18 protein-coding genes are annotated in these 14,504 nt (G+C 70.0%); all 18 read right to left on the minus strand.

The genetic code is table 11. From position 1 onward, the window contains the following. Nucleotides 1-17 precede the first annotated feature (17 nt). Genes flhA through fliF form a run of 18 tightly spaced genes read right to left on the minus strand, consistent with a single transcriptional unit; the run spans nucleotide 18 to nucleotide 14,488 of the window. A complete protein-coding gene (flhA, locus tag ACN9MZ_RS27950) occupies nucleotides 18-2,045 on the minus strand; it encodes a flagellar biosynthesis protein FlhA (protein WP_426340052.1) in 2,028 nt (675 codons plus the stop codon). Further along, entirely contained in the window at nucleotides 2,045-3,130 is a 1,086-nt protein-coding gene (locus ACN9MZ_RS27955; protein WP_426340053.1) for an EscU/YscU/HrcU family type III secretion system export apparatus switch protein, read from the minus strand. Before ACN9MZ_RS27955 ends, flhA begins: the two co-directional genes overlap by 1 nt. Next, on the minus strand, nucleotides 3,130-3,891 hold the full coding sequence (locus ACN9MZ_RS27960) for a flagellar biosynthetic protein FliR (protein WP_426165610.1): 762 nt from the start codon (nucleotides 3,889-3,891) through the stop codon (nucleotides 3,130-3,132). Before ACN9MZ_RS27960 ends, ACN9MZ_RS27955 begins: the two co-directional genes overlap by 1 nt. An 8-nt stretch (nucleotides 3,892-3,899) precedes the next feature. After that, complete coding sequence (locus ACN9MZ_RS27965) at nucleotides 3,900-4,166, minus strand: flagellar biosynthetic protein FliQ (protein ID WP_426165612.1); 267 nt, start codon at nucleotides 4,164-4,166, stop codon at nucleotides 3,900-3,902. Then, the gene (locus tag ACN9MZ_RS27970) at nucleotides 4,156-4,539 is read right to left on the minus strand and encodes a hypothetical protein (protein ID WP_426340054.1); all 384 of its coding nucleotides are present in this window, start codon (nucleotides 4,537-4,539) and stop codon (nucleotides 4,156-4,158) included. The genes ACN9MZ_RS27965 and ACN9MZ_RS27970 overlap by 11 nt, the downstream gene beginning before the upstream one ends. 12 nt (nucleotides 4,540-4,551) lie before the next feature. Further along, nucleotides 4,552-5,262, minus strand: a complete 711-nt coding sequence (locus ACN9MZ_RS27975; RefSeq protein WP_426340055.1) for a sigma-70 family RNA polymerase sigma factor — start codon at nucleotides 5,260-5,262, stop codon at nucleotides 4,552-4,554. 5 nt (nucleotides 5,263-5,267) lie between these two features. Beyond that, the gene (gene fliP, locus ACN9MZ_RS27980; protein ID WP_426340056.1) at nucleotides 5,268-6,017 is read right to left on the minus strand and encodes a flagellar type III secretion system pore protein FliP; all 750 of its coding nucleotides are present in this window, start codon (nucleotides 6,015-6,017) and stop codon (nucleotides 5,268-5,270) included. Beyond that, a complete protein-coding gene (locus ACN9MZ_RS27985; RefSeq protein ID WP_426340057.1) occupies nucleotides 6,014-6,370 on the minus strand; it encodes a flagellar biosynthetic protein FliO in 357 nt (118 codons plus the stop codon). The genes fliP and ACN9MZ_RS27985 overlap by 4 nt, the downstream gene beginning before the upstream one ends. Next, on the minus strand, nucleotides 6,363-6,707 hold the full coding sequence (locus ACN9MZ_RS27990) for a FliM/FliN family flagellar motor switch protein (RefSeq protein WP_426340058.1): 345 nt from the start codon (nucleotides 6,705-6,707) through the stop codon (nucleotides 6,363-6,365). The genes ACN9MZ_RS27985 and ACN9MZ_RS27990 overlap by 8 nt, the downstream gene beginning before the upstream one ends. A gap of 18 nt (nucleotides 6,708-6,725) precedes the next feature. Next, a complete protein-coding gene (locus ACN9MZ_RS27995) occupies nucleotides 6,726-7,475 on the minus strand; it encodes a FliM/FliN family flagellar motor C-terminal domain-containing protein (RefSeq protein ID WP_426340059.1) in 750 nt (249 codons plus the stop codon). After that, nucleotides 7,475-8,662: a flagellar hook protein FlgE gene (locus tag ACN9MZ_RS28000; RefSeq protein ID WP_426340060.1), complete on the minus strand. Its 1,188-nt coding sequence runs from the start codon at nucleotides 8,660-8,662 to the stop codon at nucleotides 7,475-7,477. The genes ACN9MZ_RS27995 and ACN9MZ_RS28000 overlap by 1 nt, the downstream gene beginning before the upstream one ends. A 9-nt stretch (nucleotides 8,663-8,671) precedes the next feature. Beyond that, complete coding sequence (locus tag ACN9MZ_RS28005; protein WP_426165628.1) at nucleotides 8,672-9,079, minus strand: flagellar hook assembly protein FlgD; 408 nt, start codon at nucleotides 9,077-9,079, stop codon at nucleotides 8,672-8,674. A 3-nt stretch (nucleotides 9,080-9,082) separates the two neighbouring features. After that, nucleotides 9,083-9,940 carry a hypothetical protein gene (locus tag ACN9MZ_RS28010; protein ID WP_426340061.1) on the minus strand — a complete coding sequence of 286 codons (858 nt, stop codon included), beginning with the start codon at nucleotides 9,938-9,940 and terminating at the stop codon, nucleotides 9,083-9,085. Next, nucleotides 9,924-10,394 (minus strand): hypothetical protein, encoded by a 471-nt coding sequence (locus ACN9MZ_RS28015; protein ID WP_426165632.1) that lies wholly within the window; start codon nucleotides 10,392-10,394, stop codon nucleotides 9,924-9,926. Before ACN9MZ_RS28015 ends, ACN9MZ_RS28010 begins: the two co-directional genes overlap by 17 nt. After that, the gene (locus ACN9MZ_RS28020; RefSeq protein WP_426340062.1) at nucleotides 10,391-11,698 is read right to left on the minus strand and encodes a FliI/YscN family ATPase; all 1,308 of its coding nucleotides are present in this window, start codon (nucleotides 11,696-11,698) and stop codon (nucleotides 10,391-10,393) included. Before ACN9MZ_RS28020 ends, ACN9MZ_RS28015 begins: the two co-directional genes overlap by 4 nt. Continuing rightward, nucleotides 11,698-12,612 (minus strand): FliH/SctL family protein, encoded by a 915-nt coding sequence (locus ACN9MZ_RS28025; RefSeq protein WP_426340063.1) that lies wholly within the window; start codon nucleotides 12,610-12,612, stop codon nucleotides 11,698-11,700. Before ACN9MZ_RS28025 ends, ACN9MZ_RS28020 begins: the two co-directional genes overlap by 1 nt. Beyond that, nucleotides 12,609-13,073, minus strand: a complete 465-nt coding sequence (locus tag ACN9MZ_RS28030; protein ID WP_426340064.1) for a hypothetical protein — start codon at nucleotides 13,071-13,073, stop codon at nucleotides 12,609-12,611. Before ACN9MZ_RS28030 ends, ACN9MZ_RS28025 begins: the two co-directional genes overlap by 4 nt. Further along, complete coding sequence (gene fliF, locus ACN9MZ_RS28035) at nucleotides 13,070-14,488, minus strand: flagellar basal-body MS-ring/collar protein FliF (RefSeq protein ID WP_426342967.1); 1,419 nt, start codon at nucleotides 14,486-14,488, stop codon at nucleotides 13,070-13,072. Before fliF ends, ACN9MZ_RS28030 begins: the two co-directional genes overlap by 4 nt. Nucleotides 14,489-14,504: the final 16 nt, after the last annotated feature.

A 14,504-nucleotide genomic window follows, 5' to 3' on the forward strand; every position in this document is an offset into this window, starting at 1 on the left:
AGGTATTTCTCCAGAAGTTACAGACTGACCGTAGTGTACGCCTTCAGGTTGACACTGTTGGGTACTTCCGCCATCGACAGCACGCGCAGGTGCGGCAGCACGCGCTCGCTCAGGGCGCGCACGTGGCGCCGCAAGTCCGGCGCGCACAGCAGCACCGGCAGCATATTCGCCTTCATCATGCGGTCGGCCTGGCTGGCCAGGCGCGCCAGCAGCTGGTCGGCGAACTTGGGCTCGACCACGATGCCGCCGCCGTCGGCCTGGCGCACGCTTTGCATCAGCACCTGTTCGATGGCCGGGTCCAAAGTCAGCACGTGCAGGGCGCTGTGATCGCCCAGCAGGTCCTGGCAAATGGCCGTGCCCAGCTTCTGGCGTACCACTTCGGTCAGGTAGCCCAGGTCCTTGCTGTTGCGGCCGGCGTCGGCCAGGGTTTCCAGGATCGCTTCCAGGTGGCGCACCGAGACTTTTTCGCGCAGCAGGTTCTGCAGGATCTTCTGGATGTCGCTGACCGACACCACGGTCGGCACCAGTTCTTCCACCAGCCCGGGCTGGCTGTCGCGGATGCGCTGCAGCAGCTTGTCGGTCTCGCCGCGCGTCAGCAGCATGGCCGACTGCTGCTTCAGCACTTCCGACAGGTGGGTGATGAATACCGTGCCCGGGTCGACCAGGGTGTAGCGCGCCGAGCGCGCCAGTTCTTTCTCGCTGTCGGCGATCCAGATCGCCGGCAAGCCGTAGGTCGGCTCGCGTGTCTCGATGCCTTTCAGCGCCCGCTGCTCGCCGCCGCTGTGGATGGCCAGCGTGTGGTCGAGCATGATGTCGCCCTTGCCGGCCAGCGCACCGAACACGCGCAGCTCGTAGGCGGTGGCGCCCAGTTGCGGCGCGTCGCGGAAGCGCACGCGCGGCAGCACCATGCCGGACTCCAGCGCGAACTGCTTGCGCAGCGCGGCAATCCGCTCGGTCAGCAAGCTCTGTTCGCCATTCACCAGCGGCAGCAGGGTCGCCCCCATCAGCACTTCGATCGGCTCCACTTTCAGCAGGTCGTAGGTGTCTTCCTCGCCCTCCTTGGCGTCGGCGTCCTGGTCGGCTTCCGGCTTGCCGTCGACCTTGCGGCGCAGCAGCAGGCCGACGCCGAACAGCGTGCCGCCCACCACCAGCACCGGCAGCGGCGGAATGCCCGGCAGGAAGAACAGCGCCGCCATGGCGCCGGCCACGATGAACAGGGTCTTGGGGAAGGAGGTCAGCTGGCGCAGCACCTGGCTGCTCAGGTTGCCGTCCGAGGCGGAGCGCGTCACGATGATGCCGGTGCCCACCGAAATCACCAGCGCCGGCACCTGGGTCACGATGCCGTCACCCACGGTCAGCAGGGTGAAGGTGTGCAGCGCCTGGTCCCAGCGCATGCCCATCTGCATGATGCCGATCACCAGGCCGCCGACGATGTTGATCAGCATGATCAGGATGCCGGCAATCGCGTCGCCCTTGACGAATTTGCTGGCGCCGTCCATCGCGCCGTAGAAACCCGATTCCTTTTCCAGCAGCTTGCGGCGGCGCTTGGCTTCTTCCTGGTCGATGAAGCCCATGTTCAGGTCGGCGTCAATGCTCATCTGCTGGCCCGGCATGCTGTCCAGCGTAAAGCGGGCCGCCACTTCGGACACGCGCTGCGCGCCGCTGGTCACCACCACGTACTGCACCACCACCAGGATCAGGAACACGATCATGCCGATCACGTAGTTGCCGCCCACCACATAGGAGCCGATGGCGCCGATCACGCGGCCGGCGTCGGCATCGCTCAGGATCAGGCGGGTGGCCGCCACGTTGAGCGAGAGGCGGAACAGGGTGGCAATCAGCAGCAGCGAGGGGAAGGTGGAAAACTCCACCGGCCGCGGGATATAGAAGGTCAGCAGCAGGATGGTCAGGGCGAAGCTGATATTGCACAGGATCAGGAAATCCAGCATGGCCGACGGGATCGGCACGAACAGCACGCACAGGATGCCGACCACCAGCAGCACCATGACCAGGTCGGCGTTCTCGCCAAAATAACGACGTAACATCAATTCTTCCTTCCAGACTGACGGCGGGCCTCGCGCATGGCGTAGACCCAGACCATGATTTTTGCAAGCTGCGGATACAGCTTTTCCGGCACGTAGCCGTCGTAATCGACTTCGCGGAACAAGGTGCGCGCCAGCGGCTTGTTCTGCACGATCGGGATATTCTTGCGCCCGGCCAGCGCGCGCATGCGCGCCGCCAGGTCGCCGGCGCCCTTGGCCACCACCTTGGGTGCGGCCGCGCTGCCATGCTCGTAACGCAGCGCGATGGCCAGGCGGGTCGGGTTGGTGACCAGCACGTCGGCGCTGGCCATGCGCCGCATCGACTGGCTGCGCTTGAGCATTTCCTTGCGCAGCTCGCGGATGCGGGCGCGAACGCGCGGATCGCCTTCGCGGTTCTTGTGCTCATCCTTGATGTCGCGCTTGCTCATGCGCATGCGCTTGGCGTAATCCCAGCGCACAAAGCCCATGTCGGCCATGGCAATCAGCAGCAGCGCCAGCGCCAGCTTGCCCAGCAGGCCGCCCACGAGCTCGAGCAGGATGCGCGGATAGGCGGCCGGCGCCGCCGTCGGCAAGGCCATCAGGCCCGGCAACGCCGCGCTCACCGCCGCCCACGCCACCCCGGCCAGCACCACCAGCTTGACGATGCTCTTGCCGGCCTCGAACAGGGTGCGCATCGAAAAGATGCGCTTGAAGCCATCGACCGGATTGAGCCGCTTGAAGTCCGGCTTGACCGGGTGCACGCTGAATATCGGGCCGGTCTGCGCCAGGTTGGCCAGCAGCGCGGCAATCACCAGCGCCATCAGCAGGGGCGCCAGCAACAGCAGCACCGCCAGCAGCAGCTGGCCGCACCAGGCCGCCAGGTTGGCCACGCTCCACTCCAGCCCCGGCGCCCGCGCCAGGGTGCGCTGCGCCATGCCGAGCAGCTTGCCCAGGCCGTCCCAGCCGCTGGCCTGCACCACCACCGTCAGCACGGCAATGGCCGCGCACGACAGGAAGTCCACGCTTTTCGCCACCTGGCCTTTTTTGCGCGCGTCCTCCAGCCGGTGCGGCGTAGCCTGTTCCGAACGGTCGCTATCCTGTTCCGCCATCAGCGCAGCACGCTTTCCCAGTAAGTGAAAATCGAGCGGTAGACGCGCTGCATGGCCGGCCCCAGCGTCGGTGCGCTGACGGCAAAGATGGTCAGCGCCGCCACCAGCTTGAGCGGGATGCTGACCACGAACACATTCATCTGCGGCAGCGTGCGCGAGGCCACGGCCAGCGCCAGCTCCAGCAGCAGCAGGCACAGGATGACCGGAATCACCAGCGCGATGCCGTAGGAGAATACCAGCCCGAACTGCGCCACGGCGGCATCGGCCGACAGTTCCAGCCCGGCACCCGGCGCCGCCCGCTGCAGCGAGAAGGCCAGGCCGCGCAGCAGCGCATGGTGGCCGTCCAGGGCGAAGAACAGCGCCACCCCGGTCATGTTCAGGATGGTGGCAAACATCGGCGCGCCCGAGCGCGTCACCGGGTCATACACCACGCCCAGGCCGAAACCGCTCTGCACGTCGAGGATCTTGCCGGCCATGGCAAATGCGCCGAAGGCGGCAAACACGCCGAACGCCAGCGTGATGCCGACCACCACTTCGCCGATCGCTCCCAGCAGCACCTGGCCCGGGCCGAAGCTGGCCAGCGCCGGCCGCACGCCGCCGCCGGATACCAGCAGCGCCGCCAGCGCCAGCGTAAACAGCACGCGCACCACCACCGGCGTGCCCTGCACCATGGGCACCGGCGCCAGCAGGAACACGCAGCCCAGGCGCAGCCACACGTAAAACACTGCCAGGGCCCATGCCGCATCGACGTTGATCTGCATCGCTCGCCTTAGAATTGCTGCGGTATCGACGCGATCAGGCCGGCGCCGAAGGCCACCAGCCGCTTCAGCATCCACGGCCCGCACACCACCAGCACCACCACGGCCGCCACCAGCTTGGGCACGAAGCTGAGCGAGGCTTCCTGGATCTGCGTCACCACCTGCAGCACGCTGACCAGCAAGCCCACCAGCAAGGTCACGGCCAGCAGCGGCGCCGCGATCAGCAGGCCGGTCCACAGCAGCTCGGACAGCATGCGCAGGGCCATATCACTGCCCATCCTGACCTCCCGTCGCCAGCAGCTGCGCCATCGCCTGTTCCAGCAGGGGTTGGCAGGAATCATCCTGCTCCAGCGCTTCCTGCACCTCGTCGACCATGCGGAAAAAACGCGGATCAGCCAGCAGGTGCTGGCCCAGCTCGTCCAGCAGCACCGCTTCCAGGAACACGCGCAGGGCCTTGCGCCCGCGCTGCGGGTCGTCGCGGCCGATGGCGCGCACCCGCTGTTCCACCAGGCGCGCCAGCGTGCCGTCCGGCGTTGCCGCCGCGCGCCCGTCCATACTGGGGGCGCGCCGGCCGGCGGCCGCGCCATGCGGCGCCAGCTGGCTGCGGATCATCCGCACCAGGGCCGTCACGCCGCTTACCGATGTCACCATTCCATGCTCTCCCTACAGGCTGACGTCCAGCCCGCGTCCGCGCAATTGACGGCGCAGGGCCGTCATTGCCTCTTTGTGTAATTGGGTCACCCGCCCGGCCGACAGCTCGCAGGCCTGCGCAATCTCGCCGAACGGCTGCTGCTGCAGGTAGTGCGCATGCACGACGCGGCGCTGCAGCGGCGGCAGCTGCTCCAGCGCTGCCATCAGCGTATTGCGCAGCTGGCGCAGCTCAACGCCATGATAACTGTTGTCGGCATACTCCCTTTCGCCGGCGGCATACAGGCCGGTTTCCTCCAGCAGGAAGCCGACCGCCAGCCCGATGGCCAGCTCGGCCAGCTGGCCGAAGACATCGGCGTCCTGCCGGTCCGCCAGCGCGCCCACCCTCTGCGACACGATGCGCTTGCGCGCGGCCACCTGCTCGCGCAGGTCGCTGGCCGAATCGATGCCGTTCAGGATGGCGCCGCTGACCCGCGAGGAAGCGAACGTCTCGAACTTGGCGCCGCGGCTGTCCTGGTAGCGGTCGATCGCTTCCAGCAGGCCGACCCGGGCGTATTGCAGGTAATCGTCGAACTCCAGGTCGTCCTGCACGCGGCGCGCATACATGCGCGCCGCGTGCATGCGTGCATACGCATCGTAGGCTTGCGCCAGCGCGGCGCGCGCCTCGGCCTCGCCCCCGTGAAAGCGCTGCCATACCGTTTCCAGGACGTCCTCCGACACCGGCATTGGCCTCAGACGAAAGTACCCAGCAGGGCACGCACCACCAGATTCCAGCCGTCCATCAGCACGAACAGCAGGATCTTCACCGGCAGCGAGATCGAGGCCGGCGGCACCATCATCATGCCCAGCGCCATCAGCGCCGACGACACCACCAGGTCCACCAGCAGGAACGGCAGGAAGATCACGAAGCCGATCTGGAAGGCAGCGCGCAGCTCGGACAGCATGAAGGCAGGGATCAGCTGCAGCATGCTGATGTCTTCCATGCTGGCCGGGCGTTCGGCGTGCGCCAGTTCCACCATCAGCGCCAGGTCCGCTTCGCGCGTCTGGCGCACCATGAACTCGCGCAGCGGCGCCAGCGCCTTGGGGATGGCCTTTTCAGCAGTGAGCTTGCCGGCCACATAGGGCTGCAGGGCCTGGGTATTGGCCTGCTGCAGCGCCGGCGCCATGGTGAACATGGTCAGGAACAGCGACAGGCTGATGATCACGGCATTGGGCGGCGTCTCCTGCATGCCCAGCGCATGGCGCAGCATCGACAGCACGATCACGATGCGGATGAAGGAAGTCATCGACATCAGGATGGCCGGCGCCAGCGACAGCACGGTCAGGCCAAGCAGGATGCGCACAGCCGCCGAGGTGTCGGCGCGGCCGGCCCCGCCCAGGTTGAGCTGGATGGCCGGTGCGCTGTCCGGCGCGGCCCAGGCCACGCCTACCCACAGCAGCAGCGCCAGCACGGCGCCGGCCTGGCACAGGCGGCGCATCATGGCGCCTCCGGCGCTACGGCTGCCGGCGCGGCAGCCGCCGCCACCTGCGCCACGCCGTGCTCGGTATGCGCCAGCAGCAGGCGCTGGCCCTCGAATTCCACCACCACCAGCTGGGCGCGCGGACCCAGCGGCTGGCGTTCCAGCACGCGCAGCAGGCGGCCCCCGCTGCCGCCGCCCGCCTGCGGCAGGCGGCGCCGCAGGAACAGCACGGCAACGATCACCAGCAGCGACAGCAGCAGCACCGCCACGGCGCCGCCGCCGAGCGGCGCGGCGCCCAGCGGCGTGTCCTGCTTGAAGGGAATGGCCGGCGCGCTGCTAATGGCGCTGGCCGATGCGGCAACTGCTTCAGCCATGGCTGCGCGGCGCCACTTCCGTTACCCGCACGCCGAACTGGTCGCCCACCACCACCAGCTCGCCGCGCCCCACCACCTGGCCGTTGACCACCAGGTCGAGCGGCGCATCGACCGCACGGTCCAGCGTGAACACGGCGCCGGCCTGCAGCTCCATCAGCTGCGCCAGGCTGGCCTGGGCCTGCCCGACCTGCACCGACAGGCCAACCTGCACCCCTTGCAGCAAAGCGCCCTGGCCCAGCGCCAGCGGGGCGCCGCCACCATGGCCGCGCAGTTCGGCCAGCTCGACGCGCTCGGCCAGTTCAACGGATGCGGCCTGGCCGCTTGCATGACTGCTCATTACGATTTTCCTTGAAAATTAAACAGGGGCCGGCGCGGCTTGCACCGCGAAGGCCCGGCCCACCTTGCCAAGGTGGGCGTGGAACAGGATGCTGGCGCCATCCGGGGCCAGCACGGGCAGCGGCTGCTCGGCGCTGCGGCCGAGGCGGATCACGTCGCCCACGCGCACCGCCATCAGGTCGGCCAGGTCGAGCGCAATGCTGCCCAGCTGCACCGGCAGCGCCAGCGTGGCAGCGCCGACTGCCGCCTGCAGCTCGCAGGGCGGCAGCGGCGCCAGGGCGGCCGCGGCGGCAGGGGCCAGGGCAGCCACGGCGGCATGATCGAGCAGGATGGCCAGCGCCTGGCGGCCGAAGTGCAGCTGCACCAGGGCCGCGCCGGAGCCGGCCGCATACAGTTCGCGCGCGGGCGCCAGAGCGCCGACGCGCTGGCCTGAGGGCAGCGCCGTCCCCAGCGCCTGCAGCAGGGCTTCCTGCGCGCGCCCGGCCAGCGCCTGCGCCAGGCCGGTGCCCGGCGCCGCGCCGCACAGCGCGCGCTCCAGCGCGCCGCCCAGTTCATCCGGCCAGGCCAGCCAGGCCCGCGCTGCGCCAGCGCCTTCGAAGGCGGCGCGCGGCGTCCACAGCGCGGCAGCGCCGGACCGCAGCGCCACGCACTCGATGCGCTCGGGCGCCAGGCCCCAGGCCTGCTGCCATGGACGCAGCGCCGCTTCCAGCGCTGCGCGCAAAGCCGCCAGGCGGCTGTCGCTCAATAAGATGTAAGGCCTGGTGTGCATCAGCGCTTCATTTCAAACAGTTGCTGGATCATTTCGTTGGCCGTGCTGACCACGTGCGAGGCGGCCTGGTAGCCGCGCTGCATCAGGATCAGGTTGGAAAATTCCTCGGCCAGGTCGACGTTGGAACCTTCGCGGTGGCCGGCCTGCAGCTTGCCGAAGGTGGCGCTGCCGGCATAGCCATAGCTGGCCACCACGTCGGCGTTGCGGCGGAAGGCGCTGCCGCCCGCTTCGCTCAGGTCGCGCACGCTGTCGAAGTCGGCCAGCGCCAGGCGCGGCCCGGTGCTGCTCTGGCCGTTGCTGTACTTGATGGTCACCAGGCCGTCGCTGCCGATGGCCTGGTCCGACTTGGAACCGGCCGCATAGCCGTCCTGGCTGGCGAAGGCGATGGAGGAAGCGCCGGGCTGCGCCATCACGTCGCTGGCGAAGTCGAACTTCAGGCTGGTGGCCGCCAGGCCGGCCGGGGTCCAGTCCACCGTCACCGCATTAAAGCCCGGCACCGGGTAGGCGCCGGCAAACTTCAGCGTGCCGGTGCCCACCGTGGTGGCGCCTTCGCTGATGGTCAGCGCATACTCGCTGTTGCCGTTGTAGTGGATCTTCATGCTCAGGCTATGGCTGTTGCCACTGGCGTCCACCGCGGTGATGCTGGGCACGGTGACGTCGGCCAGCGCCGCCGTGCTGCCGGCTGCCGGCGACGGGATCACGCCGGCGAACTTGAGGGTGGTGGTAGCCTTGGCCGGGCTGCGCAGCTGCTTGTCCAGCACCAGGTCGGACAGCGCCCCGCCCTCGCCCATGGCCTGCACCGCATCGCCGGCCGAGTTGACCAGGGCGCCCTTGTCGTTGAACGAGAAGTCGCCGGCACGGGTGTACAGGTATTCGTTGTCGCGCTTGATGACGAAGAAGCCGTTGCCGTTGATGCGCAGGTCGGTCGGGTTGCCGGTCGACTGGTCCTGGCCGGCCTGGAAATTGACCACCGTGCCGCCGACCGCCATGCCGCTGCCGCCGCTGCCGGCGTGGCTGCCGGCAGCGCCCTGGCCGCCGCCGGCCTGCTGGTCGAACAGGGCGGTAAAGCCCAGCTGCGAGGACTTGAAGCCGGCCGTGTTGACGTTGGCCAGGTTGTTGCCGACCGTGCGCAAGCCTTTTTCGTGGCCCAGCAAGGCGGAAGTGCCGATAGTGATCGATTCGAACATGCTGCCCCCTTAGCGGATATTGATGATCTGCGACAGGTTGATATTGGACTGCGAGCGGGCGCCAGCAGTGACTGTCATCAGCGGCTGGCCGCTGGCCAGCGACAGCGCCGACACGGTGCCGGTAAACGGCGCGCCGTTGACGTTGATGTCGACCGTCTTGCCCAGCAGGCCCAGGGCCTGGGTCGACGCCTGGTTGGACAGCATGCCGTCCAGCTTTTCGTTGAGCTGGCGGGTCTGTTCCAGATTGGCGAACTGGGCGATCTGCGCCACGAATTCCTGGTTGTCGACCGGCTTCAGCGGGTCCTGGTTGTTCAGCTGGGCGGTCAGGATCTTCAGGAAGTCCTCGATGCTGACGTTGGCCGAATTGGAGGTGCCGCGCGCGCTGCTGCTGACGGCCGATGCGCTACTGATGGTCATGTCCTATCCTTTCCCGTTGTGGACCGGCGGCAGCTGCGCCGCGGCGGTATATGCGTTGAATGCGTTGCGGCGCGCATGCTCGCTGGCGGCGCGCAGGGCGCCGTCCGGCAGGCGCTTGCCGTTGATGCTGAGGGCGGCCAGCGGCTGGCCCTGGGCTGCCAGTTCGCCGGCCAGGGCCGCCGCCACGGCCGCTACCTGGCCCGGCCGCAGGCTGGCATCGCGCAGCCAGGCTTGCATGCCCTGGCCCTGCGGCGCCAGGCGCAGCAGGCGCGGCGCGTAATCTTCCTGCGGCGCGGCGGCCGGCTGTCCCGGCTCCGGCTGCGCTTCGGCCGCGCCCTGCGGCTGCTCCGCTGCGCTGTTGCCGTCCTGTGCCAGTGCGCCGGCTGCGAAGCCGATGCCGGCGCGCGCGGCGGCCAGGCCAGGCAGCGGTGCGGCAGCCCCGCCAGCCGCCGGGGCCGCAGCGTCCGCAATGCCTGGCCTGGCGCCGGCTGCCGCCATGCCGGCAACGGCTGCTTGGCCGCCAGGCGCGGCGCTGGCTGGCCCATCATCCATTGGCAGGCCAGCCGCCGGCGTCCCGCTGCCGCCCGCCTGGCGCGCTGCGGCCTGCCCTGCCTTGCGGCCGGACGCCGGATTTTCAGCTAGCTCCGCCGGTTCGCCGCGCTGCGCCTCGTGCTGGCCCTGCGTGCCCTCCTGCGGCGCCTTGCCGGCATGCTGGCCCGGCGCATGCGCGCCGCCGCCAGCGAACAGCGCATCCTGCAATTGCGCCAGCCAGCGTTCCTGGCGTGCCTGCGCGTTTTGCCGGTTCAGGCGCTGCGGCACGCCGCCAGCCGCCGTCGCTTCCAGCTCAATTGCCATCGCCATCCCTCCCCGCCTGCAATACGCCCCACAAATCATCGGTCTCGCGCGCCTGCGCCTGCAGCCGTGCGCGCACGAATTCGCGCCGCAGTTCGCTGCGGTGCTTTTCCAGGCCATCCAGCGCGCGCCGCGCGCCCGCCAGCTGCGCCACCTGTTCGGCATGCGCATCCTGCCGCTCGGCCAGCGCACGGCTGGCCGCCTGCGCCGACTGCGCCAGCGACGCCAGGTAGCGCCCATGCTGCAGGCATTGCTGCGCCGCCAGCAACTGGCCGGAGCCGCTGATGGCCGCCCATTGCGCACAGCCGTCGGCCAGGCGCGCCTGGGCGCCGCCGGCGACCGCCTCGGCTTCGGCCAACAGCGCATTCTGTTCCGCCAGCGCCTGGCGCGCCTCGTCCAGCGCCCATTCGCGCAGCAGGCGCGCCGGCTCCAGCGGATAACGGAAGCGTCCGCGCCCGCTCATGGCGCCGCTCCGATGGCACGCCGCAGCCGCGCCAGCGCATCGGCGCGCGGGCTCGATTCGTGCACGCTCTGGCATAGCACCGTGCGCAGCGCCGGATAGGCGTGCAGCGCGCGGTCGATGGCGGCATTGCTGCCGGCGCGGTAGGCGCCCATGTCCACCATCTGGCGGTTGCGCTGGTAGGTGGCCAGCTGTTCGACCACGCTGCCCATCAGGGCCAGTTCCTCGCGCGTGGCCAGGTCGCCGGCCAGGCGGCTGGTGCTTTGCAGCACGTCGATGGCCGGGAAATGGCCTTCGTGCGCCAGCTCGCGCGACAGCATCACGTGGCCGTCCAGCGTGGCGCGCACGATGTCGGAGATCGGCTCGTTGAAGTCGTCGCCCTCCACCAGCACGGTGTACAGCGCAGTGATCGAACCGCCGCTGGCAGCGGTGCCGCAGCGCTCGCACAGCGCCGGGATGTCGGCAAACACCGACGGCGTGTAGCCGCGCGCGGTGGGCGGCTCGCCCGCCGCCAGGCCGATCTCGCGCCGCGCCATGGCAAAGCGCGTGATCGAATCCATCATCAAGAGCACCTGCTTGCCCTGGTCGCGGAAGTACTCGGCCACCACCGTTGCGGCCTGGGCGGCGCGGGTGCGCGCCAGCGCCGGCTGGTCGGAGGTGGCCACCAGCACCACGCTTTTTTTCAGGCCTTCGGGGCCCAGGTGCTTTTCCACGAATTCGCGCACTTCGCGCCCGCGTTCGCCGATCAGGGCGATCACGTTGATGTCGGCCTGCACGTCGCGCGCCAGCATGCCCAGCAAGGTGCTCTTGCCGACGCCGCTGCCGGCAAAGATGCCGATGCGCTGGCCGCGTCCCAGCGGCAGCAGGCCGTCGATGGCGCGCACCCCGGTTTCCAGCACCTTGTCGATGCGCGGCCGGCTCAAGGGATTCATGGGCGGCGCCTGCAGCGGGCGCTGCTCCGTGGTCTGCGGCACGGCGCCGCCGTCCAGCGGCTGGCCGAAGGCATCGATCACGCGCCCCAAGAGCGCCGGGCCGACCGGCATGCCGGCCTGCACGCCGGTAGCGCGCACGGTGTCGCCGATACCCACTCCGCGCAGCGCGCCGTAGGGCATCAGCACCACGCGGCCGCGCTGCAGGCCGACCGCTTCGGCCGCCAGCGGCGGCGCATCCTGCGGCGTGATCTCGCACACTTCGCCGATGGTGACGTCGGGGCCGAGCGCTTCCAGGCTGTAGCCGGCAATGGCAGCCACCGTGCCGAGACGCGAAGTCAGCGGCACATCGCGGGCGGCGTCCAGGTACGCGCGCATCAGGCTTCTCCTGCGCGCGCCGCTGCCAGCGCCTGGCGCAACTGGCCAAGCTGGAATTCAAGGCGCGCGTCGAGGGTGCCGGCCGGGCTGTCGATCAGGCAGCCGCCCAGCTCGATGCCGGCGTCCGGCACGTAGCGCAGCGCGGCGCCGCCGTCCACTTCGGCGGCCGCCATCAGGGCGCAGTCGGCCGGGTGCAGGCGCACCGTCAGGTCGCGCCGTTCGCGCAGCGCGGCCAGCTGCACCTGCAGCATGGCGTGGATGCCGGCGCGCGTGGCAGCCTGCTCGCCCAGCACGCGGCAGACGATGGTGAAGGCCAGTTCCACGGCGTCTTCCTGCAGCGAAGGCGCCAGCGTGCCCTGGGCTTGCAGCAGTGCGGCGGCGGCGGCCTGCAGGCGCGCCACCTGGGCTTGCACCAGGTCTTCGGCCACGCGCTGCGCCTGGGCGGCACCGTCTTCCAGGCCGCGCCGTTCGGCTTCGCCATAGGCGGCGCGCAATTCCTGTTCGGCCTGTTCGCGCCAGGCGCTGCGCTGGGCTTCGGCCTGCGCCAGCCAGTCGCGCTGGGCCTGTTCGGCGGCGGCGATCCAGGCTTGCTGCTCGGCCTGCAATGCGGCGCGCAGGCGTGCGCTTTCCGCGGCGATGGCTTGCGCCAGCACGGCGTCCGGCAGCACGGCAGCAGCCGGGCTGGCCGCGGGCGCTGGCGAGGTGGCGGGACGGTGTTCTTGCGGCGCGGCGGCGACCGGCGATGCGGCCGGGCTGCGCTCTTGCGCGACGGGCGCAGCGTGGGCGCTGGCTTCGGCGCTGTGCGGCTCGGCACCGTGCGGGTCGGCGGCAGGCGCCACCAGGTGCGGCGCGCCAGGCGCGCGCAGGCGGCGCGGGCGGGCAGCAACGGCAGCGGCGCGGATTATCGGGTTCATCGGAATACCTTTGCCAGGGCCGCGCGCCAGCCCGGCGCCGCTGCGGCGGCCGGCAGGCGGCTGGCCACCAGCTCCACCAGGGTGCGGGCAACGGCAGGCGCCACCGGCCCCTGCGCCGCCTGCGCGGCAGCGATGCGCTCGCGCTGCGGCCCCGGGAACAGCGCCAGCAGGGCTGCGCCGGCGGGCCAGGCTTCCAGCGCCAGGAATTGCGCCACCAGGCCGGCCGGCTCCTGCGCCAGCACGGCAAACAGCGCCTCGGCGCTGGCGTTGCGCAGCACGCTGGCGGCCGGCCGCGCGGCAGCGGCAACCGCCGGAGCGCGCGCGAAACCGAGCGCGCTCAATTCGGCCAGGTAGCCGCGCAGGATGTCCTGGTCGGCTGGCGGCAGTTCGGCCAGCACCTTGTCCTGGTCGGCCGTGCTCAAGCCGTGCAGCGCGGCAGCGGCCTGCTTGTGTCCGTTCATGGCTGCTCCGTCGGCAGGCGCTCGCCGGCGCCAGGCGCCGCGATCCAGCTGCGGATATCCAGCACCAGGCGCTCGCGCGCGGCATCATCCAGCGGCGCGGCATCGGCATCGCGGCGACGGCCCAGCAGCAGGACGGCGGCCGGCACGGCGACGCCCAGCAGCAGGGCTGCCAGCATCCACATCGGGTTGCGGCTGGCCGGCGCCGCTGCCTTGCCGGCAGCTGCCGCCGGCAAAGCCTCGGCCGGGCTGGCATCGGCATGGCCGGCGATCGGGGTCGGCAAGCTGTCCGGCAGGCTGCCGAACTGCTGCATCGAATACAGCACCAGGGCATCGCCCCGTTCCTGGTTCAGGCCGACGGCCGAGGCCACCACTTCCTTGAGTTTTTCGATCTGGTCTTCGTTCAGCGACTGGCGCACCAGTACCGCCACCGTCATGCGCTTGACCGCGCCGCTGGCCACGTTCAGCTGCTCGGTGCGGCGGCCCACCTGGTAGTCGGCTTCGGTGGTGCTGCTGCCCGGATTGCGCGCCACGGCGTCGTTCTGGCCGCCGCTGGCGTCGCTGACCACCTTGCGCTCGCGCACCACGGCCTGCGCCGGCAGCACCTGCTCCAGCGTAACGCGGCTCTGGTCCATGTTCAGCGAGAGGTCGATGCTGGCGACAGCCGTGCCGGCGCCAAAGGTCTGGTCCAGCACGCGGTTGACCTTCTTCAGCAGGTAGTCTTCGCCGCCGCGCTTGGCGTCCAGCTGGCCGCTGGCCGCTGCTTCCGCCGCGTCGGTGCCGCCGGCGCGCGTCAGCGCCACGCCATGCTGGTCCAGCACCGTCACGTCGGCCGCGGTCAGTTCCGGCACCGAGGCGGCCACCAGGCGCTGGATGCCCAGCACCTGCTCGGCACCCAGGGCATGGCCCTGCTTCATGGTGACCGTGACCGAAGCCTTGGCCTTGGCCGCCTGGCGCTTGAACAGGCCCTGCTCCGGCACCGCCAGGTGCACGCGCGCCGTCTGCACGTCGTCGATGGCGAGGATGGTGCGCTGCAGCTCGCCCTGGATGGCGCGCTGGTAGTTCACCTTCTGCACGAAGTCGGTCATGCCGAAATCGGCATTGTTGAATACTTCGAAGCCGACCGCGCCGTGCAGCGGCACTTCCTTGCCCATCAGCTTGAGGCGGGTCTTGTACACCATGTCCTGCGGCACCAGGATGGTGCGGCCTTCGCCGCCCAGCTGGTACGGGGTTTTCGACTTGTCCAGTTCCGCCGTCATTGCCGCCGCATCGGCCGGCGACAGGTCGGCAAACAGCACCTGGTAATCGGCGCGGTAGATCCACCATGCCAGGCCGCCCATGACCGCCACGATCAGCAGCAGGCCCACCGCGATGCCGTTACGCGCGCCGCGGCCCAGGCCGCGCCAGCTTTCCATCATTCCATTCACTTACGAC

Source organism: Pseudoduganella sp. S-14 (genome assembly GCF_049913285.1).
GTDB lineage: Bacteria > Pseudomonadota > Gammaproteobacteria > Burkholderiales > Burkholderiaceae_D > Rugamonas.